The sequence below is a fragment of the Streptomyces brevispora genome (assembly GCF_007829885.1).
GTDB lineage: Bacteria > Actinomycetota > Actinomycetes > Streptomycetales > Streptomycetaceae > Streptomyces > Streptomyces brevispora.
Map to the genome: position 1 here is coordinate 4,997,208 of NZ_VIWW01000001.1, position 22,412 is coordinate 5,019,619.

15 protein-coding genes and 4 pseudogenes are annotated in these 22,412 nt (G+C 70.0%); 13 read left to right on the plus strand and 6 right to left on the minus strand.

Annotation, left to right across the window (positions count from 1 at the left end; all coding sequences use genetic code 11):
• Positions 1-9 precede the first annotated feature (9 nt).
• Positions 10-546, minus strand: a complete 537-nt coding sequence (locus FHX80_RS23185; protein WP_145765968.1) for a TerD family protein — start codon at positions 544-546, stop codon at positions 10-12.
• Positions 547-822: 276 nt separating this feature from the next.
• On the opposite strand from FHX80_RS23185, the gene FHX80_RS23190 reads away from it, so the two are divergent.
• The 4 genes from FHX80_RS23190 (at position 823) to FHX80_RS23205 (ending at position 5,093) form a co-directional block, all read left to right on the plus strand.
• The gene (locus FHX80_RS23190; protein ID WP_145765969.1) at positions 823-1,428 is read left to right on the plus strand and encodes a YdbC family protein; all 606 of its coding nucleotides are present in this window, start codon (positions 823-825) and stop codon (positions 1,426-1,428) included.
• Positions 1,429-1,557: 129 nt separating this feature from the next.
• A complete protein-coding gene (locus FHX80_RS23195; RefSeq protein WP_145765970.1) occupies positions 1,558-2,217 on the plus strand; it encodes a histidine phosphatase family protein in 660 nt (219 codons plus the stop codon).
• Positions 2,218-2,227: 10 nt separating this feature from the next.
• Positions 2,228-3,124: an ADP-ribosylglycohydrolase family protein gene (locus tag FHX80_RS23200; RefSeq protein ID WP_145765971.1), complete on the plus strand. Its 897-nt coding sequence runs from the start codon at positions 2,228-2,230 to the stop codon at positions 3,122-3,124.
• Positions 3,125-3,320: 196 nt separating this feature from the next.
• A complete protein-coding gene (locus FHX80_RS23205) occupies positions 3,321-5,093 on the plus strand; it encodes a DUF4153 domain-containing protein (protein ID WP_375883479.1) in 1,773 nt (590 codons plus the stop codon).
• A 198-nt stretch (positions 5,094-5,291) separates the two neighbouring features.
• Here the strand turns inward: FHX80_RS23205 and FHX80_RS23210 are convergent.
• Positions 5,292-5,633: pseudogene (locus tag FHX80_RS23210) on the minus strand (MFS transporter); the annotation flags it as partial.
• 421 nt (positions 5,634-6,054) lie between these two features.
• On the opposite strand from FHX80_RS23210, the gene FHX80_RS23220 reads away from it, so the two are divergent.
• Entirely contained in the window at positions 6,055-6,765 is a 711-nt protein-coding gene (locus FHX80_RS23220) for a ribonuclease HII (protein ID WP_145765972.1), read from the plus strand.
• A gap of 60 nt (positions 6,766-6,825) precedes the next feature.
• Entirely contained in the window at positions 6,826-7,446 is a 621-nt protein-coding gene (locus FHX80_RS23225; RefSeq protein ID WP_145765973.1) for a hypothetical protein, read from the plus strand.
• Between the two features lie 64 nt (positions 7,447-7,510).
• Here the strand turns inward: FHX80_RS23225 and FHX80_RS23230 are convergent, their stop codons facing one another.
• Positions 7,511-8,140: a hypothetical protein gene (locus FHX80_RS23230; protein ID WP_145765974.1), complete on the minus strand. Its 630-nt coding sequence runs from the start codon at positions 8,138-8,140 to the stop codon at positions 7,511-7,513.
• 218 nt (positions 8,141-8,358) lie between these two features.
• Positions 8,359-9,108: pseudogene (locus tag FHX80_RS23235) on the minus strand (recombinase RecQ); the annotation flags it as partial.
• 242 nt (positions 9,109-9,350) lie between these two features.
• On the opposite strand from FHX80_RS23235, the gene FHX80_RS23240 reads away from it, so the two are divergent.
• Positions 9,351-12,401, plus strand: a complete 3,051-nt coding sequence (locus FHX80_RS23240; RefSeq protein WP_145765975.1) for a M36 family metallopeptidase — start codon at positions 9,351-9,353, stop codon at positions 12,399-12,401.
• Between the two features lie 110 nt (positions 12,402-12,511).
• On the opposite strand, the gene FHX80_RS23245 is transcribed toward FHX80_RS23240, so the two are convergent.
• Positions 12,512-13,603, minus strand: a complete 1,092-nt coding sequence (locus FHX80_RS23245) for a helix-turn-helix domain-containing protein (protein WP_167523599.1) — start codon at positions 13,601-13,603, stop codon at positions 12,512-12,514.
• A 627-nt stretch (positions 13,604-14,230) separates the two neighbouring features.
• On the opposite strand from FHX80_RS23245, the gene FHX80_RS23250 reads away from it, so the two are divergent.
• The 3 genes and pseudogenes from FHX80_RS23250 (at position 14,231) to FHX80_RS35875 (ending at position 17,417) form a co-directional block, all read left to right on the plus strand.
• A complete protein-coding gene (locus tag FHX80_RS23250) occupies positions 14,231-16,390 on the plus strand; it encodes a RecQ family ATP-dependent DNA helicase (protein ID WP_145765977.1) in 2,160 nt (719 codons plus the stop codon).
• Between the two features lie 59 nt (positions 16,391-16,449).
• Positions 16,450-16,599 (plus strand): annotated as a pseudogene (locus FHX80_RS23255) (transposase family protein); the annotation flags it as partial.
• A gap of 368 nt (positions 16,600-16,967) precedes the next feature.
• The gene (locus FHX80_RS35875; protein WP_244318624.1) at positions 16,968-17,417 is read left to right on the plus strand and encodes a transposase; all 450 of its coding nucleotides are present in this window, start codon (positions 16,968-16,970) and stop codon (positions 17,415-17,417) included.
• Here FHX80_RS35875 and FHX80_RS23265 read toward each other — a convergent pair.
• Positions 17,395-17,802, minus strand: a pseudogene (locus FHX80_RS23265) (recombinase RecQ); the annotation flags it as partial. The gene FHX80_RS35875 and the pseudogene FHX80_RS23265 sit on opposite strands and share 23 nt — an antisense overlap.
• Before the next feature lie 112 nt (positions 17,803-17,914).
• Between FHX80_RS23265 and FHX80_RS23270 the strand changes: the two are divergent.
• The 3 genes from FHX80_RS23270 to FHX80_RS23280 all read left to right on the plus strand — a co-directional run bounded on the left by FHX80_RS23270 (position 17,915) and on the right by FHX80_RS23280 (position 22,272).
• Positions 17,915-19,216 (plus strand): DUF4192 domain-containing protein, encoded by a 1,302-nt coding sequence (locus FHX80_RS23270; protein ID WP_145765979.1) that lies wholly within the window; start codon positions 17,915-17,917, stop codon positions 19,214-19,216.
• Positions 19,217-19,517: 301 nt separating this feature from the next.
• Positions 19,518-20,282: an NUDIX hydrolase gene (locus FHX80_RS23275; RefSeq protein ID WP_145765980.1), complete on the plus strand. Its 765-nt coding sequence runs from the start codon at positions 19,518-19,520 to the stop codon at positions 20,280-20,282.
• A 172-nt stretch (positions 20,283-20,454) separates the two neighbouring features.
• Positions 20,455-22,272, plus strand: coding sequence for an ATP-binding cassette domain-containing protein (locus FHX80_RS23280; RefSeq protein ID WP_145765981.1), 1,818 nt, complete (start codon positions 20,455-20,457; stop codon positions 22,270-22,272).
• The last annotated feature ends 140 nt before the right edge of the window (positions 22,273-22,412 follow it).

The window sequence follows — 22,412 nt, forward strand, 5'->3', positions numbered from 1 at the left end:
CCCGGAACCTCACGCTCCGGGCGGGCGGCTTCCCATCGTCGCGGCGAACGAGTCGGCGTCCCCTTCGAAGCCCCGCACCGTGTCGTGGAACCGCCAGACCCCGGAGACGTCCCGGACGAACTCGGCGACGACCGCCGCCGTCGCCGCGCCGACCGTCGAGAAGTCGTCCTCCGAGAGGCTGTTGTACCCCTCGCGGATCTGCACCGCGGTGTTCTCCACGGCGTCGAAGGTCTTGCGTCCGTCGCGCTGCTGAATGGCCACACCGACGACGACCCGGGCGTACGAGTCCGACAGCCGGTCCAGTTCCAGCGTCATCACCTCGTCGTAACCCAGCCCCTGACCGGTCCGGCTGTCCCGGTTGAGGGTGATCGTGCCGTCGGGTGCGCGGCTGTCGAAGTGCACGAGGTACTCGGGGGCGCCGTACGGCTCCTCCGCCGAGTAGGTTGCCGCGATGATGTCGAGGTCATTGGGGGGTTCGCCCTGTGAACTGGGGTCCCACTTGAGCCTGATCTCGACCTTCTCGATGTCCTTGTTGGGCGTGCTCATCGGACTTCCCTCCTTCGCGCGCGGGGCCGTCACTCCGGTTCTATCACCCGATCATGTCCGTAACTGTCCGTGGAACCAACCGGCTTGGGTACAGGTGGCGGGATCGGGCCACCGCGCCGCTCCGGTACCTCGGTGCGGAATCCGCCGCGGTGAGGCCGAGCGGTCGAACTGACGGATTCGGGTGAAGAGAGGCCAAGTTGGCCATTTTGCCGCCGGTTCAGGTGCACTCCATCGGAGCGTGACCCACGCCACGTCCGACACCCGTACGATGGGGCCGTGCTGGTCAAGTGGATTCGCTGCAGTGTGGTGGACCGTCGCGGTTTCGAGCGGGGGCAGCGGAAGTGGGCGGGGCTGCTGGGTGAGCCGGGGTTCAGGGGGCAGGGCGGCGGCTGGAGCCGTGGCCGGCCGGAGGTGGCGCATGTCTTCGCGTTCTGGGAGAACCGGGTCTTCTACGACTCGTTCATGGCGCGTGGGCACGACGCCCTGGCCGCCGCGCAGTCCGGTACGTGCAACGACATACAGGTCAAGCTGTTCGAGTACCGCTTCGATGTGAAGACCGGCTTCGAGCCCGCGTTCACCGACGCGGACGTGCTCAGGGTGGCGCACAGCAGGGTGCACGAGGACCGGGTCGAGCATTTCGCGCTGATGCAGCAACGGGTGTGGAATCCGGCGATGGCCGGGTCGCCCGGGATGCTGCGAGGAGTGTTCGGAGAGGCGCCGGGCCACGAGTTCCTGGTGCTCTCCATGTGGCAGTCGAGCGCCGAACGCGGCAAGTACCGGGCGGGAAGTGTCGAACGGCTCTCGCAGCGGGCACAGACCGAGGACGATGTCGCGGAGCTCGCCGGTGACGTCGTACAGCTCGAACCGTCATGGACGGTGTGAGAGGACGAGTTGCCGGCGTCTCGCCAGCGGCAACGTGACATGCGAGGCGCCGACGTCTTGTGTCCGCCATGCGACGGCCGAGATCCGGACAATTGCTCGAACGGCTGCGACTCGATCTAGGGTCGGTACATGGCAAGACCGCAACGCATTGTCCTGGTCCGCCACGGCGAGTCCGAGGGCAATGCCGATGACACGGTGTACGAGCGCGAGCCCGACCATGCCCTGAGGCTTACCGCGAAGGGGCTGCGGCAGGCCCGCGACACGGGAGTGCGGCTGCGCGAGCTCTTCGACGGCGAGCGGGTCAGCGTGTACGTCTCGCCCTACCGCCGTACGCACGAGACGTTCAGGTCCTTCGGCCTCGACCTCGAACGCGTACGGGTACGGGAGGAGCCGCGGCTGCGCGAGCAGGACTGGGGGAACTTGCAGGACCGGGACGATGTCAGGCTGCAGCAGGCCTACCGGGACACCTACGGGCACTTCTTCTACCGGTTCGCACAGGGGGAGTCCGGAGCGGATGTGTACGACCGGGTGGGAGCCTTCCTGGAGAGCCTGTACCGGAGCTTCGAGGCCCCGGACCACCCGCCGAACGTCCTGCTGGTCACGCACGGTCTGACCATGCGGCTGTTCTGTATGCGCTGGTTCCACTGGTCCGTGGCCGAATTCGAATCTCTCTCGAATCCCGGAAACGGGGAGTCCCGGATGCTGGTGCTCGGCAAGGACGGCCGCTACACACTTGACCGGCCGTTCGAGCGCTGGCGCATTCCTGAGCCGTACGGCATCACCGGATAGAGTGGAGGTGATGACCGAATCGGCTTCCGACCAGCGCTTCGAGCGCGCCCTTGCCAGCCTCCGCGGCCTCTCCGTGGGAGACGCCCTGGGCTCCCAGTTCTTTGTGCCCGCCAACTATCCGCTCCTGAAGGACCGCTCCCTGCCCCCCGGGCCCTGGCAGTGGACCGACGACACGGAAATGGCCTGTTCGGTCCTCTCCGTACTCCGGGAGCACGACCGTATCGACCAGGACGCGCTCGCCCGGTCCTTCGCGGTGCACCACGACTTCGACCGGGGATACGGACCTGCCGTGAACCGCCTGCTCAGGCTGGTCCGGGAGGGCGGGGACTGGCGGGAGCTGGCCTCCGCTCTGTTCAACGGCCTGGGTTCGTGGGGCAACGGTTCGTCGATGCGCATCGCACCGCTCGGTGCCTGGTATGCGGACGACCCCGAGCAGGCCACGCACCAGGCCGAGATCTCCTCGTACCCGACACATCAGCACCGGGAAGCCGTCGTGGGGGCGATGGCCGTGGCGGCGGCCGCCTCGCTCGCGGCGTCGCCCACCGGCCCGCCGAAGCCGACGGACCTTCTGGACGGCGTCATCGCGCTCGTACCGCGCAGCGCGGTCGGGGCCGGGCTGCGCCGGGCCCGCGACATGCTCGACTACCGCGACGCCGGCACGGTCGCCGCGGTCCTCGGTAATGGCCGTCGTACCAGTGCACACGACACCGTCCCGTTCGCCCTCTGGTCCGCGGCCCGCAGCCTCGGCGATTTCGAGCAGGCCTTCTGGGTGACCGCTCAGGCGGGCGGAGACGTCGACACGACCTGCGCGATCGTCGGCGGGGTGGTCGCGGCGGGCGCCGCGGGTGCACCACCGGCGGAGTGGACGGCGAATACGGAGCAGCTCCCCGGCTGGCTCGCACAGTAGAAGCGGCGCGCCGCGCCCGACTGTCACGGTACTGCCACAGGGCTTCCCCGTCAGGCCGACGACGGTACCGGGGGGTTACTCTTTCGGCCACGCCGCCCTCGGTGATCATGACGACGGGCGCGCACCGAATGAGACGCCGGGGGGCCGCGCGCTGCCCAGGGCTCGCGTGGGCGGACCTCGGTGGGGAGGGGTCCCGTTGTCCGGTATCACATCAGAGTCACCCCGGCCCGAGCATGAGCATGGGTCGGGGCCGCCCGAGCCGGCGGATACGTCCGGAGCGGCCGCGTCCTCGGCAGCCCCTGGGAAGCCGCTCGGAAAGCCGGACGGATCCGGGGCGGCGCCGGCCAAGGCGCAGACGCCGGAGCCTCCGAAGGTGCCGGCCTACGCGCAGCGGACACAGCAGTCGCCCGCCGTCTGGGGGCACACCGTTCAGCAGACGCCGTCGGTACTCGTACGGTTCCGCCCCACCGAACCGGGGGTCATCCCCGCGGCCACTCTCTGGTCCGTCCTGGCCACCGCGCTGCTCAGCGCCCTGCTGCTCGGGGACGGGATCGGCCCGAACCTGCTCGTCGTGGCGGTTCCCGCGGCACTCGCGGCGTACTTCGCCGCACGAGCGACCGGTCGCCGGCTGCGCCCGTGGACCGCGGTCTGGGCGGTCGGCGGCCTCGCGCTCCTCATCGTCCCGGCACTGCGGGACGCGGGTTGGCCGGCCTTCCTCGCCGTCGTGTCCGCCGTGGCACTGGGCTCGCTCGCGCTGCACGGCAGCCGGAGCTGGCTCGGGATGTTCCTCGGTTCGGTGGGACTCCTCACGTCCGTCGCCGGATCGCTGGGCTGGGGCGCCCATGGTGTACGCGACCGGATGGCCGGCTCCCGGGGCCGCTGGGGCGTCGTGTTCCGGTCCACTGCCGTGGCGATCGTGCTGGTCGTCGTGTTCGGGGCGCTCTTCGCGAGCGCCGATGCCGCGTTCGCCGATGTACTCGGCAGCCTGATTCCCGATGTGTCGCTGGGTGAAGGCCCGTGGCGGCTGTTCCTCGGCGCGATCGGGCTCGTGGGTGCGCTCGCCGCCGCGTACACCGCCGCTGCCCCGGTGCTCTGGGACAAGGTGACCGTACGTCCTGGCGCGGCACGCGGCCGGTTGGAATGGGCGCTTCCGCTGATCGTCCTGAATCTGCTCTTCGCCGTCTTCCTCGCCATCCAGCTCACGGTGCTGCTCGGCGGATACGACAAGGTGATGGCCGGATCAGGTCTCAGCGACCAGTACGCCCAGTACGCCCGCCAGGGATTCTGGCAGCTGCTCTGGGCCACCCTGCTCACGCTGCTGGTCATCGCCCTCGCGCTGCGCTGGGCACCTCGCGGCGGAGCGCGCGACCGTACGCTCGTGCGGTCCGTACTCGGCACGCTGTGTCTGCTGACGCTCGTCGTGGTCGCCTCCGCACTGCGGCGCATGGATCTGTACGTATACGCGTACGGTCTGACCCGGCTGCGTATCTCTGTGGCGGCGGTTGAGCTCTGGCTGGGTGTCGTCCTTGTGCTGATCATGGCGGCCGGGGTGTTCGGCGCCAAGATGCTTCCGCGCGCCGTCGCGGCGAGTGCGGCCGTCGGCGTACTCGCCTTCGGGTTGGTCTCGCCGGACGGTCTGATCGCGGAACAGAACGTCCAGCGCTACCGCGACGGTCACTCGATCGACATCCAGTACCTCCGTGGCCTCTCCGCCGATGCGGTGCCGGCCCTGGACACCTTGCCCGAGCCGCTGCGCTCCTGCGCGCTCGACGAGATCCAGCGGACACTGAGGAACTCGGACACGCCCTGGTACGCGACGAGTTGGGGTGAGGCGCGGGCCCGGGACATTCTCGGCGACTGGGACCCCGGTGCGCGTGTGCGGAACTGTCAGGGCCGGGGGTCTGGCGGCGAGGGGAGTGAACGAGGCGGCGACGGAGGCGACTCGTACGACCCGTACGACCCGTACTGATTCGTACGACTCCACTGATCCGCACGGTCCGGCTCGGTCCGGTCCTGCGGTGCCTCCGGTACCGGTCCGTGTCCGACAGGCCTCGCTGACAACGGCGTCGGGCCGCCCTCCAGGGGGCGGCCCGTTTCGCCCTGTCCGGTGGACCGGGGCAGAACGGGCCACAGTGGCCGTAGGCCCCGTACGCACGGCTGTCGTGCGTCACACGGCTGGTCTTCCAGCCGATGCTTTGCCGCTCAGCGCATCCAGATCGCTCTTGCGCACGCGGATCACCACCACCGCGGTCAGCAAGGCGAGGGCCACCATGGCCACCGCCGCGACGAACGCGGTCGAGATGCCCTGCGTGAGCACCTCGTGTCCCCAGCTCCCCGGCAGCTCACGGGTCCTGGCGAACTCCGCCTTCTGGTCGGGCGACGCATTCGCCAGGAACAGCGGCACCTGCTTCTCCGCCTCGGTGCGGCTCGCCGTGCCGAAGACCGTGACCAGGATCGAGAGCCCCAGCGAACCGCCCACCTGCTGGCTCGCGTTGAGCAGGCTGGACGCTCGATGAGGACGAACGAGGCGAGCAACTCTGTTGCGCGGTCATGTCCGGAGCCGCCAACCACGGCCGGGAACTGCTCAGCCCCGGCCGATCCCACGCGCCGCCCTGTTCCGCCGCGCCGCGCCGGCCCGAGTGCCGGTCGGGGCGGCGCGGGCGTCGCGAAACTGTTCCCCGCGATGATGATGTATCGCAGCAAGGTGTGCGGCAGCGAATGGAGCGACGGCGACATCGCCGAGCTGATCGATCAGGTCGCGATGCCGTTCTTCCGCTCCGACTCCCGCTGACCGTTCTTGCCGGCCGCCGCTCGGGCCACTTCCGGCGGCGGCCTCGAGATACGTCCCGCGGCGTGGCGCCGGGCGGCGGCGGCCTGTACGCGCCCCGGGGTGTTCTCGGCGGCCGCATCGGCGTACCCTTGCTGGCGCCATGCCGTATGAACCACCCACGCACACCGTCGAGCGCTCACTGCGCGCCACCACCGGTGCCAAGACCGTCGCCGGTGTCGACGAGGTCGGGCGCGGGGCGTGGGCAGGGCCGGTCACCGTGTGTGCCGCCGTCACCGGTCTCCGTAAGCCGCCCGCCGGACTCACCGACTCCAAGCTGATCAGCCCCAAGCGTCGTGCGGAACTCGCGCCGCTGCTGGAGCGGTGGGTCACCGCGTACGGTCTCGGCGACGCCTCACCGCAGGAGATCGATGAGCTCGGGATGACCGCCGCTCTCCGGCTCGCCGCCATTCGCGCCCTGGAGGCGCTGCCGGTGCGTCCCGACGCGGTGATCCTCGACGGCAAGCACGACTACCTGGGCCCGCCCTGGCAGGTCCGTACCGTCATCAAGGGCGACCAGTCCTGCATCGCGGTTGCGGCGGCCTCGGTGATCGCGAAGGTCCGCAGGGACAAGGTCATGGCCGAACTCGGCGCGGAATCCGGGGAGTACGAGGACTTCGCGTTCGGTGCCAATGCCGGTTATCCGTCCCCCGTGCACAGGGCCGCACTGGAGGAGCGGGGGCCCACGGCCCACCACCGCCTCTCGTGGTCCTACCTGGATGCGCTGCCCAAGTGGCAGCACCTCAAGAAGGTCCGCTTCTCCGCCGAGGCGGCCGCACTGGAAAGCGGGGGCCAGCTCGGCTTCGACTTCTGATCGCACACACGTACCCACCCGCTGATGTCTTGTGCGTCGGCGTTTGATAGACAACCACTCATGCCTCTCATCCCCGAGGAGCCTCAGATTCACGAGAGCGCCCAGGGTCCCCGCGCCACTTCGGCCACCGGCCGCACCGCGTCGACCCCTCGTCCCGTACCCGGCCCGCGTTCAGCGGCCACGCCGCGCCCCGGTCGTCCGGGTCCCGGTCCCGCGAGGCCAGCGCCCCCGGCGCAGCGCCCGCCTTCCCTCTCCGGCAGGCCCCAGGCCGCTCCGCCGGAGAATCGTTCCGCTCGGCAGCTTCAGCTGATCCCCGCCACGGCCGACGGTGCGCTCGCCGCCGCCGACGGGGCGGTGGACCTGCTGCTCGACTCCGGTCGGGCACCCGGCGAAATCCTGGTGCTCACCACGGGCGAACAGCACCCGTGGGCGACGCACGAGCTGTCCTTCGGTGAGGCCGCCTACTGGGCCCAGCACGAAGCGGGCGACGACGTGTTCTTCGCCGGAGTCGCAGCCGCCGACCGGGCGAAGCCCCGGCCGGTGGTGATCATCGCGGTCAACGGCGCCATCGATGACGCCGCCACGCGCGCGCTGTCCACCGCGCAGCGGAGTGCCGGAGCCCTGCTGATCGTCTGCGGTGACCCGCAGTCGGTCAACGCGGTGCTCGGCGCGGGCGTCTGACCGCAGCGCGAGCCGGCCTGTGGTGCCCCGGCTGCCCGTAAGGGCGGCCGGGCCCACGACGGCGTCAGCGGGCCGCGCTGCGGTGCAGAGCCTGGGCCGCCCCGCCACCGGTACGCGACGGGGCCGGATCATGATCCAGTGCGGTGGCGGCGAGAGTGGCCGGCTGCGAGGTGGAGTTCGGGTGGCGGCCGCCCCGGCCCTCGCCCAGTACCTGCCAGCCGCCGCGGGTCAGCGTGATGTACGCGCCGCACCTCAGACCGTGCAGGGTGCAGGCATCCCGCAGCCCCCACATCCACGCCCCGTCCTCCTCCGTCCAGCGCTCGTCCCCCTCACGGCAGTAGAGAAGTACGGCCGTACGGACGGGTGTCCGGCGGCGCAGATCGTGCGGGACGACCCGGCGCAGATGTGCCAGCAGGGAGTTGCGGAATTCCCAGCCGTCCGCCGTCACCGAGCGACGGGCGAACGAGGCGCTGGCCGTCAGGCGTTCCTCGTGATCGAGTACGGCGACGACGGCGGTTGCCGGAGTCGGCCGGTGCCTGGCGTGCAGGCCGCTGACAACCTCGCGCGGGTTGCGCAGCAGCGGTATTCCCGCCGCTGCCCACTCGGCCGGTTCGAGCATCCGGGCCAGGCGGTTGGCGGAGACGGCGGCGGGCGACATCGAAGTGGCTGCGGACGGAGCGAATCCGAAGGTCACGGTCCTCCCTTCGCATACGCGCCCACGATGCGGGCAGGGGTCGGGTGAGGGCGCGCCGCGGCACAGCCCTTCCGGGCCGCGAAAGGACCGTGCAGGGAGCGAGTCCAATTCTTCCTGGCGTATCGGCAGGCGGCAACGAGCAATTGGCGCAGCTGACGGTAATCAACGGGAATGACACGGATATCCCTGCCCAATCCGGCCCCGGATGACGCCACCTGTCACGCCTGAACAGCGAGGACCAGCGGAAACACCGCGTCCGCTCCGGCCCGTCGCGGCGGCCGGGCCGCCACGGCGAGCGTCCAGCCGGTGTCCGAGAGATCGTCCACGAGCAGCACGGGACCGTGCGCCTGTGCCAGCGCCCCGGCCAACTCCGGTCCCACGACGAGCGTCTCGTGCAGCGCCCGGACCCGATGGGCGCTGTTGGTCTGCGAGACGCGGATCCCGTCGGCCCCCGGAGCGTGGCCGAGGCTGCCCAGGAAGGGCATCCGCCCGACCTCGGCGATGCGGTGGCCGAGGGGCTGGACGAGCTGTGGCCTGCTGTGCGACGCCACGGTGACGACACCCACCGGCCGGGGCACTGCGTCCACGGCGCCGGGTGCCCACCCCCCCCGCGGGCCTTGGCCCAGTCGGCCAGCACGGTCACCATCGTCGGCCACCTCGTCCGGTACGGGTGCGTCCGGGGCCTGCGCCGTCAGCATGGGGCGCAGCCTGTTGCCCCAGCCGATGTCGGACAGCCTGCCCAGTGCGCGCCCGGCGCCGGACAGTTCTCCCGCGGGGATACGGCCCTTGCGGTCGACACCCACCGCGGCGAGACCGGTCGGCCACATCTTGCGGGGCTCCACCTCGACGCCCGGTCTCCCGAGCTCGCCGCGAGCGGTGTCCAACGCCGCCGCGGAGACCGCCTGGTCGAAGCGCGCACCGGCGCAGTTGTCGCAGCGCCCGCAGGCGGTTGCCTCCTCGTCGTCCAGCAAACAGGTGCTGCCCAAGCTTGCGGCCACGACCGGCCTGCTGGTGGATTTTCAGCGGTGACGGATCGAGGCGCCCGCTGCCGGTAGGGCGGCTCTCCGCCGGAGGATCTGTTTGGCGGAACTGTGCAGTGTCGTAACTCCGCCACGTAGGAACCGTTCCTGTGAACCCCCGACCCGTGCCAGGCTCCGCGCAATCCGGAACGAGTGATCGCGGTCCGGACTTCCCACAAGGAGGAGCACGTATGCGCATGGACTCCGCGCGAAGACGGCTGGCGGCACTGGCGGTGGCCACGGCGGCCGTCATAGTGGTGGCACAGACCTCGTCCGCCGGTGCGGCGCCTGGAACCGAGGGACAGAAGCCGTCGGAATCCCGGTCGGGCACGTTCGCCTCGCACCAGCACGGCAAGTCCGACAAGGACCTGCCCGGGGCCCACAAGGCTCCGTCGGCGAAGGCCAGGAGTGCGGCGGACAAGGCCCGCGCGAGGGTGAGCTGGAGCCGGTACGGCACGCCGACGACCGTCGTGCCGGACGGCGACGGCGCCGCCCTGGCGAAGGGGCTGCCGACCAAGCCGGAACAGACGGCCCGGGCGTACCTCAAGGCCAATGCGGACCTCTTCGGTATATCCGCCGACCAGGTCGACGGTCTCAAGCTGATGTCGAGTACCCCGATCGGCAAGGGCGCGGCGGTGTTGCTCGCCCAGGAGGTGGACGGCAAGCCTTTCGGCCAGGACGGCCAGGTCTCCGTCGGTGTCGTCGACGGCACTGTGGTCAGTGTGTCCGGCGCGCTCGCCCCGGTCACCGGTACGCCGAAGCCGGCGACCCTGTCCGCGCAGGACGCGATCAAGGCCGCGCTGGCCGACGTGACAATGACTCCCGGCAAGCTGACCTCGGCCGACGCCGCCGACGGCTGGCAGAAGTACGACGCCGCGGGGCTGACCGGCTCGCAGCTCGTGCGCGCGGTCGTGGTCGCAGATCCGGACGGCACCGTGCGTTCGGCCTACCAGGTGCAGGTCGGTACGGCCGACGAGGACCCCCAGCTGTACGACAGCATCGTGGACGCGCGTACCGGCGAGGTGCTGTCCCGCCGGTCCCTCGTCGACGACGAGGTCGCGGCCGATCACGACGGCAATCCGCAGTGGAAGGCGTTCTCCTTCTCGCCCCCGCTGGACGACTCCTCCAAGGACACCCGCCAGACCGTGTGCTGGGTGGCGGGACCGGGCTGTGACCAGGTATTGAGCGACAGCGCGCCGGCCGCGCCGCACCACGCCTGGGACATCGCGTCCGGTGAGGGCGGCGGCAGCTACGGCAGCTTTTACAAGCTCGGCACGACGCTGGGCGCCAACGCCTTCAGCAGCGACGGCCTGAACTCCACCGGGCGCAATTGGCTCGGCATCACGCCGGACGTTCGGCCCGACCGGGTCTACGACTACACCTTCGCCGACGCCTGGCACGCCAGCCGCTGTGACCCGAAGGTGCTGACCGACCCGTCCCAGCCCGACCGGGACGCCGCGCTCGGTAACCTGTTCGTCCAGCACAACATCATGCATGACTTCTCGTACCAGCTCGGTTTCACCGAGAAGACGTGGAACATGCAGAGCGACAACTATGGCCTGGGCGGCAAGGGTGGTGACCCGGAAATGGGCGTCGCCCGCTCCGGTGGCAACAACCCGGCGACCCGCAACAACGCCAACCAGAGCACCGGTGCCGACGGCGGCGTGGCGCTGACCAACATGTACCTGTGGCAGCCGCAGGCCGGTGCCTTCTACGGACGCTGCGCCGATGGTGACTTCGACAACTCCGTCATCGGCCACGAGTACACCCACGCCATCAGCAACCGCATGGTCGGTGGCGGCACCACCGGCCTCTCCGGCGCGCACGCCGGCTCGATGGGAGAGTCCTGGAGCGACCTGGTCTCCACCGAGCGGCTGATCGAGACGGGCGCGGTCCCGGACGGTGTCGACCCGTGGGTCGTCGGCCCGTATGTGACCGACAACAACGAGCGCGGAATCCGTAACTTCGCGATTGACAACAGCCCGCTCAACTACTCCAACTTCAGCTACGACATGGCTGGGGCGGAGGTGCACTCCGACGGCGAGATCTGGAACGCCGTCAACTACGAGGTGCGTCAAGCGCTCATCGGCAAGTACGGCGAGCCGTCTCAGAAAGTGCTCGCCTCCTGTGCGGCCGGCAAGACCTCGGTCGACAAGTGCGGCGGCGGCCGCCGCTGGATCCAGCTGATGTTCGACTCGTACCTGCTGATGGGCACGGGCAAGGTCACTATGGTCGACGCCCGTGACGCGATGCTCGCTGCGGACAAGATCCGCTACCACGGTGACGACCTCGATGTCATGTGGGGCGCGTTCTCCAAGCGCGGTCTGGGCACCGACGCCACTGCCACCTCGACGAGCGACACCCGGCCGCACGCGGACTTCGCCACCCCGGCCGACGCGAACGGCAACATCACCTTCAAGATCGTCAACGGTGGGGACGACGTCCCCAACGCCCAGATCTTCATTGGTCAGTTCAGCGCGCGGACCACGCCGATCGCCGGTACGACCGCGGGCCTCAGCAACAAGGCGGCCTTCGCCAAGGGCCACTACACTGCCATCGCGGTCGCCCCGGGCTACGGTGAGGTGCCGTTCGACTTCGAGGTGACCGACAGCTCCAAGCAGACCGTCAAGGTCAAGATGCAGCCCAACCTCGCCTCGGCGGCGGCTGGTGCCACCATCACCGGCGGCGACGGGATGAACCTGTCGGCGCTGATCGATGACGACGAGGGTACCAACTGGGCGTTCGTCGGCGAGCAGACCAAGACCTCGGTGAGCGGCAAGGGTGTCTTGATCCACCTGGCCCGCGACAGCGCGAGCAAGATCCGCCGCGTTCAGGTCAGTGCCCTGAACCGGCCGACCAACGCCAAGGACCCGGGCGGCGACACCGGCAGCCAGAGCCGCTTCTCGGCCCTGCGTCAGTTCGAGGTATCGGCTTGCACCCGTACCGCGACCGTCGACTGCTCCCAGGCCAAGCAGTTCCACGTCGTCTACCTCAGCCCGAAGGATGCCTTCCAGGCGGCCAAGCCGCGTCCGCTGGCGCCGAATCTGACGATGCGCAGCTTCGACATCCCGGTGACCACGGCGACCGACCTGCGCTTCGAGGCGATCACCAACCAGTGCGTCGGCAACCCGGCGTACGCCGGCAAGCAGGACAACGACCCGAACAACGTGACCGACTGCGCCACCGGCTCCCCGTCGGCGTTCAATGTGCGCGCCTCGGAATTCCAGGTGTTCGAGAAGTGATCAACCGGCAGTGACGGTGGGCTCCGCTCCGGAGGCCGCCGTACGAGGGGCCCTCGACCCGGCTGAATGGGGCGAGGGCCCTTGGCCGGTACTCGGTGTCCGGCAGGGGATCACAGCCAGCCGTGGCGGGCCACCTCCCAGGCCAGCTGCATCCGGGTGCGGACCCCCACTGTCTCGAGAAGGTCGCGGATACGGCGTTGCACCGTACGAAGGCTCAGCCCCAGCTGACCGGCGATGGCGGTGTCCGTCAGCCCGATGAGCAGCAACGAGATCAGGGCCAGGTCCTCGGGCGGGGGAGCCTGTTCTGGGCTCCTCTCACCGATCTGGCCGTCCTCGGTGAGCAGCAGAGGAGCGGCCCCCGCCCACAGACTCTCGAAGAACGCGACCAAGGCGTCGAGCAGCACACCAGGGTGGACCAGGACGGCGGACGGCTCATCAGGGGTGCCCCCGGACGATCCACCGAGCGTTTCACCGGATGGTCCGGCGGAGGGATCGTCCGGCGCCCGGTCGGTGCCGATGCCGGACGGACTGTCCCCGTCGGCACCGGTGGACCGTACGGACGAGGACACCAGCAGGGCCAGCGACCGGTCCACGATCACCAGCTTTGCCGGAACCTGTGGGGCGACACGGGCCTGCTCACCTTGCCGGATGAACTCGCGGATCCGGAACACCTCGGGCGGCACCTCCAGCGCCGCCCGTTCGTATACCGCGCGGTACCCTACCCCCGAATTCAGCACCCCGATCTCGGTGTCGTTCCCCCCGGACGGCACCGCTATGTTCGGCAGTTTGCACAGCGCCAGGACCTCGTCCCGGGCACATCGCTGCAACTGGTCGAACATCGAGGCTATGGCCGGTGCCCCGATGACGGTTTCGACCATGTCGGTCGAACCACGGCGCCCGGCCTCACTGCGGTACTCCTCGGTGAGCTGCGCCACCACGGCTTGCACAGCGTGCAGTTCTTGCTGCCTGCTCAGCAGCAGGGGGCCGAGCGCCAGGTCCGGCGGTGACGCCTGGAACCGGTGAGCCGAGCCCGCGGCACGGCTGGCCAGGCCCTTGGCCTCCAGTGTGTCGAGCAGCGCGGCTGCCTCGTGACCGGACAACCCGAGACGGCGGGCGAGCTGGGGCGGCGTGGCCGCGGGCATCTTGACCAGGCTGCGGTATGCGCGTACTTCCACAGGATCGAGACCGGCCGCATCGAGCATGGCGTTCGTCTTCCTCTCTCCGCCTGTGTACTGGTCCCCGGGTTGCAGTACGTGATTTCGGCGTCCGTCGCCGGCTCCGGTCAGGCAGAACCGCCGGCCAGGTGATCTTGACGCAGCACTGCCACATCGCGCCAGGGGGTCATGGCACGGAGGGAATCCGATGACGGGCCGGGCACCCGTAAGGGGCAGAGCCACCATCTCGCCGACACCCGTGCGACGGTCACCTATTGAAGAATCAGTCTTCGTTCGTTGTGGCGAAGAGTCGACGAGAGGCTTGGGCGCTTCGGTGTTGACCATCATGTCGAGTCCGTACGCGGACTGGAACGCCGACTCGGCAGTGCGAGCGAAGATGATCTGCTCGTGTTCCGCCGAGACGCAGAACCTACTGGATAACGGGCAGAGCGTTGTGTGTGGAGAATTAGCGCTTCGGGGCTACCGAACTGGGAGGGCATTCGAATTCCGGGCGGAATTGGCGCCCTGACCTGCGTAAACGTGCGGTTCGGGGGTGGCTGCGGCCGGAGGATCTGCCTCGTCCGTCCTTGATCGGTGCGTGTCCGGCGGCTTGTGAGTTGGTTGTCACGCGGGGTGAAGTGGTCGATTGTCCTTGCTATCGGGTTGCATGGGGGCATGGACAACCTGGAGCTCCGCACTGAAGCCGATGCCATCCTCGCTGAGCTCGTCGGTGACCCCGGGGGCTCGGCGCGACTGCGGGAGGACCAGTGGCAGGCGGTGGCGGCTCTCGTGCAGGAGCGTCGTCGTGCGCTGGTGGTGCAGCGCACCGGGTGGGGTAAGTCGGCTGTGTATTTCGTCGCCACCGCTCTCCTGCGACGGCGTGGCTCCGGGCCGACGGTGATCATCTCGCCGCTGCTGGCGCTGATGCGTAACCAGGTTGAGTCGGCGGCGCGGGCGGGTATCCATGCGCGCACCATTAACTCGGCCAACCCGGAGGAGTGGGAAACGATCTACGGGGAGGTGGAGCGCGGTGAGACCGACGTTCTCCTTGTGAGCCCGGAACGTCTCAATTCTGTGGATTTTCGCGATCAGGTGCTGCCGAAGCTTGCGGCCACGACTGGTCTGCTGGTGGTCGACGAGGCGCACTGTATTTCCGACTGGGGGCACGACTTCCGGCCTGACTACCGTCGGTTGCGCACGATGCTCGCGGAGTTGCCGGCGGGGGTGCCTGTGCTGGCCACGACGGCGACCGCGAACGCGCGGGTGACCGCGGATGTGGCCGAGCAATTGGGCACGGGGAGTGGGGACGCTCTGGTTCTGCGGGGGCCGCTGGACCGGGAGAGCCTTCGGTTGGGTGTGCTGGAGTTGCCGGATGCGGCACATCGGCTGGCGTGGCTGGGGGAGCGGCTGGGGGATCTGCCGGGTTCGGGGATCATCTACACGCTGACGGTGGCGGCGGCGGAGGAGGTCGCGGCGTTTCTGCGGCAGCGCGGGTATCCGGTGGCTTCCTACACGGGGAAGACGGAGAACGCTGATCGGTTGCAGGCGGAGGAGGATCTGCTGGCGAACCGGGTGAAGGCGCTGGTGGCGACCTCTGCGCTGGGTATGGGCTTCGACAAGCCAGACCTGGGGTTCGTGGTGCATCTAGGGTCGCCCTCGTCCCCGATCGCTTATTACCAGCAGGTGGGGCGTGCGGGGCGTGGCGTGGACCATGCGGATGTGCTGCTGCTCCCGGGCAAGGAGGACGAGGCGATCTGGGCGTACTTCGCTTCGGTGGGCTTCCCGCCCGAGGAACAGGTCCGGCGCACGCTGGCGGTACTGGAGGAGGCGGGCCGTCCGCTGTCGCTGCCGGCGCTTGAGCCGTTGGTGGATCTTCGGCGCTCGCGTCTGGAGACAATGCTGAAGGTCCTGGACGTGGACGGCGCGGTCCGGCGCGTGAAGGGGGGCTGGACCGCGACGGGGCGGCCGTGGGCGTACGACGCGGAGCGGTACGCCTGGGTCGCGAAGCAGCGGGCGGCGGAGCAGCAGGCCATGCGGGACTACGTGGCGACCACGGGGTGTCGGATGGAGTTTTTGCAGCGGCAGCTGGACGATGAGAAGGCGGTCCCGTGCGGCCGCTGCGACTCCTGCGCCGGCCCCTGGCTGGAGGCGGCCGTGTCTCCTGCAGCCCTCGCGGCGGCGGCAGGCGAGCTGGACCGCCCGGGAGTCGAGGTCGAGCCCCGCAAGATGTGGCCGACCGGGCTCGCCGCGGTCGGAATGGACCTCAAGGGCCGTATCCCCGCAGGCCAGCAGGCAGTCACAGGGCGAGCGCTGGGCAGGCTGTCGGACATCGGTTGGGGCAACCGCCTGCGCCCGATGTTGTCGGCCCAGGCGGCGGACGGGCAGGTCCCGGACGACGTGCTGGCCGCCGTCGTGACGGTGATGGCCGACTGGGCCCGCTCGCCGGGCGGCTGGGCCAGCGGCTCCCCTGACGCGGTGGCGCGGCCCGTGGGGATCGTCGCCATGTCGTCCCGCACCCGCCCCCAGCTCGTCGCCTCACTGGCCGAGGGCGTGGCCCGGGTCGGCAGGCTCCCGCTGTTGGGCCGCCTGGCCTACGCCCCGCACGCCGACGAGCATGCCGCGCACCGCAGTAACTCCGCCCAGCGGCTTCGCGCCCTGGCCGCCTCGTTCGCTGTGCCCGACGAACTCGCCGCCGCCTTGGCCCGCACCCCTGGCCCGGTCCTGCTCGTCGACGACTACTCCGATTCCGGATGGACCCTGGCCGTAGGCGCACGCCTGCTGCGCCAGGCCGGTGCTGACCAAGTGCTCCCGCTTGTCCTCGCCCTGGCCGGATAGGCGAACTCTGCCGGCCTCGGCACAGGCCGACCCGCGGGGTGCGGCACCGGCGACGGCACAACAGCACCCATGCCAAAATCCGGTGCCTCGGCGAGCAGGCCATGGCCGTCCTGAAGGGCTGGCGCCTGCTACGCAAGCTCCGCTGCAGCACCAACCGGATCACCAACATCGTGAAGGCCGTCGTCGTCCTTCACCACGCCTCAACCTGAGGTTGGAAAGGGCTCACTGGATTGGCATCACGGCTGGCCAGCGCATCAACTCTGAGGAGCGCCTCGCCGACCTGGACCAGTTGATCGAGACCCAGGAACAGGCCATCGCTCTCACGCTCAGTGTGGCGTCCAAGAGGGTGGCTGCCCGCAAGCTGCCGAGGAAGGAGGCTGAGAAGGAACTGGAGAAGGCCATTGCGCCTCTTCAGGCCGAACTCGACAGCCTGCGCGAGTCCAGGGAAGAAGTGGCCTCCTGGCAGGCGGAGTCCGCAGCGGCGGGGGAGCGGGCGGCTCAGCTCGTCGAGCTTGCCGAGAGGGCCCACCTTCGGCTGAACAGCCTTCCGCTTGACCGCCAGGCCGAGTTCATGGACATGCTGAACGTGGTGGTCACCATCGTGGGCGACGCCCCCCAAGGGCGGACGGGGCAGCCGTGCGCGCTGGCTGCTTGGTTCCGGGAGAGGGGCCGCATTGTCCCGATCCTCACGGACGAGGCGTGGGGGGAGATCGCTCCTCTGACCACGTACAAGTCGCGAGGCCTGGACCCGCGGTTGGTGATGCGCGGGATCCTTCACAAGGTCCGGACGGACACGCCATGGAAGGACGTTCCGACGTTGTTCGGCCGACGCGCCGCGCTGCAGACCTACTGGACCCGCTGGCGTGAGTCCGGCTTCTGGGAGCAGGCGATGGATGCGCTGGCGAGTGCGGAAGGTACGCAACTGCCCGGGCCGGGCGCTCCGAACCTTCAGATGCAGTGCCTGATGCAGCCGCTGACCATCCTGGAGTCCGAAGGCCACCCCGGTGATGTAGCCCGTCGGGGCTGACCAGCAGCACATCCACCTCCCCAGCGGCGACCTCGGCCTGGACGGTGTCCCACTCCTCGGTGTTGGTCGAATTGATCGTGCGGGCGCTGATCCCGGCCCGGGCGGCGGCCGCGACCTGGGGACGCATCAGTGCCAGCAGGGGCGAGACGATGACGGTCGGCCCGCTGCCCTGCGCACGCAGGAGCGAGGAGGCCACGAAATGCACGGCTGACCTGCCCCAGCCGGTCCGCTGGACGACCAGCGCTCTGAGCTTGTCGGCGACCAGCGCCTCGACGGCCCGCCACTGGTCCTCGCGCAGCCGGGCGGTGCCGGAGGCGCTCCCGACAAGTCGGGCCAGTACGGAGTCGGCCGAAGCCCTGAGCTCTGCGCGGCCTGCGTTGGTCATGCCCCCATGCAACCCGATGGGTACGACAAAGCGCGAACGACCGCGCGACCCCCTGTGGATAACTTATCCACAGGGGGTCGCGGATTCTTGCCCGGCGCGAGACGGTCATGCCATGAACAAGCACCACGAATCCACCGGCCCGTCCGACGAGCAGCAGATCACCCTGCGAGGCCCCGCCGAGCTGGCTGACGCCCTCCCGTATCTCATGGGATTCCATCCGAACGACAGCGTGGTCATGGTCGCCCTGCACGGGGGCCGGGGCCGCTTCGGCGGGCGGCTCCGGCTCGGCATTCCGCAATCCGCGCAGGAATGGCCGTCGGTTGCCGAGCAACTCGCCGAGTGCCTGATCACCGGCAGCGAGCGGCGTGGCAGCCGCCCCGACGCGATCGTCATCTTCCTCTGCCAGGACCCGGCCGAGGGAGAGACCGGCAACCAGACCATGGAGCGTCTGCGGCCCTTCGCTCAGCGCCTGCGCACCGCCTGCGGCGCATTGGACGTGCCCGTACTCGAAGCACTCTGCATCTCCGACAACCGCTACTGGTCCTATTGCTGCCCCGACGTCCGGTGCTGCCCGGCCGATGGCAATCCGCTGGCCATTCCCGGTACCTCGGTCATGGCGGCGGCCGCGACCTACGCGGGCATTCAAGTACGCGGATCGCTGCGTGAGATGGAATCGAGGCTGGCACCCCAGGCGACCACGGCGGGTACGGAGCAGCAGCAGGCGCTCGACTCGGCAGGGGCCACGCTGCTGCCGAAACTCCTCGACGAGGAAGGCCGCAGGGAGGTCGGCGGCTCAACCCTGAAGCTCGCTCGGCGGCTCATGAAACGACTCGTGGAGATGCCGGCGGCGATGCCCTCGCTGTCCGACCACAACGACGACCGGCTGATCAGTCATGAGGAGGCCGCCGCGGTCATTCTCGGCCTCCAGGACCGGGAGACCCGCGACAAGGCCGCGGAATGGATGGAAGGCCCCGAGGCGGAGTCCGCCCTGCGCCTGTGGCGGGCGCTGGCACGCCGTTGCGTCGCGCCGTACGAGGAACACGCGGCGGCCCCGCTCACGCTGGCGGGCTGGGTCGCATGGTCCACGGGTGACGAACCGGCCGCACGGGTGGCGCTGGGCCTCGCCCTGCGGCTGGACCCCGGATACACCTTCGCCCAGCTCCTGCACGAGGCGTGCAACCAGGGCCTTGACCCGGAGACGCTGCGCCGCTGCCTGCGTGGTGAGCGCACCACACGGACGGTGCGGCGCGGCCACCGTACGGGACGGGTCGCGGGGGCCCGTTCCGTACGGGCCCAGTCAGCCGGACGGCGCGGGGCGCGGCCGGCACCCACCAGGCCCGCAACGGCGACCGGCCGGCGCCGCGCCGAACAGCCGCGGGCCCAGGGCCGTCGAGGGACCAGGACCCGCCGATGACAGCCGGTGCGGTACGGGGTCTTGGGCCCCGTACGTTGATGGTGCGGGGTCATGGGACGGGGCACGGCGAGTACCGGGCCGGGGCTCCCGAGCCGCTCCGCACGGTCGAAGGCGGCGGTAGCAGGAGCGGTGCAGTGATGCAGTGATGCAGTGATGCGGTGAATGAATCCGGGGTGTCGGTGGCCGGGGCCCCGGAGCGCGGGGCGGTGTGCGGTCGAGGTGGGCCCCGGCCGGTGTCGGAACGTACGGAGAGCACGACGAAAGGAGTGTTTATCGTCAGGCAGACGACTATGATCACGGCATGCCGCCCTACGACCCGTCGACCTTTCCGCCCTTCGCTGTCACCGTCGACCTGGTCGTGCTCACGGTGCGCCGTCACGCGCTCTGCGCGTTGGTGGTGCGCCGAGGTGAGTCGCCGTTCCAGGGCAGGTGGGCACTGCCCGGCGGCTTCGTCAAAGCAGATGAGGACCTCGGTGCCGCCGCGGCCCGTGAGCTCGTCGAGGAGACGGGTCTGTCCGCGCACGACACGGCGGCCCCGGCCGTCGGGAACGGCGCTCATCTCGAACAGCTCGCCACGTACGGGGATCCCGGACGCGACCCGCGGATGAGGGTCGTCAGCGTCGCCCACCTCGCGCTGGCCCCTGATCTTCCGGCTCCCCGGGCGGGCGGAGACGCGAACAGCGCGCGCTGGGCACCTGTCGAGGATCTGCTAGGACCCGAGGGCGGATACGGCCGCGACGGCGAACACAGGGCGCCGCTGGCCTTCGACCACGCACAGATCCTCGCCGACGGTGTGGAGCGGGCCCGCTCCAAGATCGAGTACTCCTCGCTGGCCACCGCCTTCTGCCCACCGGCATTCACGGTCGGGGAACTGCGCAGGGTGTACGAAGCGGTCTGGGGCGTGGTGCTCGACCCGAGGAACTTTCACCGCAAGGTGACGGGTACCCCCGGCTTCCTGGTGCCTTCCGGTGGGACGACCACCAGGCAGGGTGGCCGTCCCGCCCAGCTCTTCCGGTCCGGCGCGGCCACCGTGCTCAACCCGCCGATGCTCCGGCCCGAGGTCTGATCCTGCTCCAGAGGTAGTGCCGTACACCGGATGCGTGTCCGTCCGCCGGATGCGACAGCCGCCGGGAGCCGGAGCGCCGCAGATGCAGCGTTGCGCGAAAAGTCGGATATGTCGGGTTATCTTGCTGCGTACCCACTGCCGTCGAGCGGTCTCACCTCCTGCGAGAGAAGCGATGCTCCAGGCCATCGGACTCACCAGCGCCCGCCACCGCGGACTTTCGCCCGCCGTGGACGACCTCACGTTCGAAGCCGGCTCCGGTTGCGTCACCGCCCTGCTGGGCGCACCGGGCTCGGGCAAGACCGCAGCCCTGCGGCTGATGCTCGAACTTGAGCCGGGCCGGGGGGTCACCTACTTCCGAGGCAGAGCGCTGCACCGCGTGGAACAGCCTGCCCGCGAAGTGGGAGTGCTGCTCGGAGACGTGCAGGGCCACCCGGTCCGCACCGTCCGAGGGCAGCTCCGCATGCTCTGCGCCGCGGCGGGTGTACCGGCATCCAGGGCCGACGAACTGCTCGACACGGTCGGCCTCGCCGGGCTGGGGGATCAACGCATCGGCTCGCTCTCCCTCGGCATGGAGCGCAGGCTGGCCCTCGCCTCCGCGCTGCTCGGCGACCCGTACACGCTCATTCTCGACGAACCCACGAAAGGCCTCGCCCCGCGGGAGGCCGCCTGGCTGCATGGGATGCTGCGGTCCCACGCAGCCGGGGGCGGCGCCGTTCTGTACACCACCAGCGACCCCAAGGAGGCCGCGCGGTCGGCGGGCCATGTGGTGTCCATCGACGGCGGACGGCTTGTCGCGGACCAGGGCGTAGCCGACTTCTCACGCACCCGGCTCCGGCCCCGTGTCGCGGTCCGTTCCCCGCACGCCGCCCGTCTTGCCGCAGTCGTCAGCCGCGAGGCGCGGGCGGCCCGGCGCTCCGTCGAGGTCGTCACCGAGGCGAGCGGCAGCCGTCTCTCCGTCTACGGCAGCAGTTGTGCGGAGATCGGCGACACGGCATTCCGGCACGGGCTTCCCGTGCACCAGCTCGCCGACGAGATCGGCGAGATCGGTGACACCGGCCCGGTCGCCGAGCGCGCGGATTCCGGAGCTGCCCCTGCCGCGACCAGGGGCGACGGGCGTGAGGCCGACGCGACCGGGGGCGGCGGCTCCGGTGCCGTTCCGCGGCCCGCCGCGAACGCCGCCGGGCCGGATCTTCCACCGCCGATCAGGCGGCGTGCCGCCCGCGGTCCGCTGCGTCCGGTGCGTTATGAACTGCGCCGTCTCTTCGGGGTCAGGACCACGGCCCTGATCATGGCCGTCGCCCTGGTCGCCTCGGCCGGGATCTCCGTCCTGCTCGCCCGTAACGGCAGTACGCCGCTGCCGAACGTGCTCGCCGCCTGGCCTCCCCTGCTCCCGCTGCCGCCCGCCGCGCTCGGTGCCGGGCTGCTCGGCGCACTCTCCTTCGGTGACGAATTCCGCTATCCCGCGCTCGCCGCCGGCCGCGGCACCGTTCCCCGTCGCCTCGGGCTGCTCCTTGCCAAGCTGGCGGTGTCCGCGGGTGTCGCTCTGCTGCTCGCTCTGCTTGTCGTGCTGGCCTCCGCGGCGTCTCTTCGCCTTGTGTACGGAGGTGACTTGATCCGGATGCCGCCGAATGTGATGTCGCTGGCCGTGAGTTGGTCGGGCCTGACCGTCGGCTGTGCCTGGGCCGGACTCCTGGCTGCCGGGCTCTTCCGGGTGACGGCGGCGGGGGTGGCCGCTGTGCTCGCGGTTCCGGTGCTGATGGTTCCGCTCGTCCAGAGGATGCCGAAGGCGTCGACCGCCCGTTCGGTGACCGGACTTCCGGGCCGGCTGCGGGACCTGGCCTGGCTCCAGTGGCCGCATGAGACGGACCGGTGGCTGCTGGCCGCGATGCGGGTCGTGGCACATCCGGTGGGGACCGCATTGACCCTGTCGTTGTCGGTCCTCATCTGCGCGTATCTGTTCACCAGCCTTCGCGGCAGGGTGCGTTGGTGATCGCCGGACGGCGCCGGAGTGCCGTATGCCCCACAACTCCGCTTGCGTTGCCCGTTTTGTGCAAATAAGGCGTCAATTGGGAAGCAGGTGCCGATCACCCTTTCGTGTGCTTTTCACCAAAGACCTCAAGGGGCGGCTGA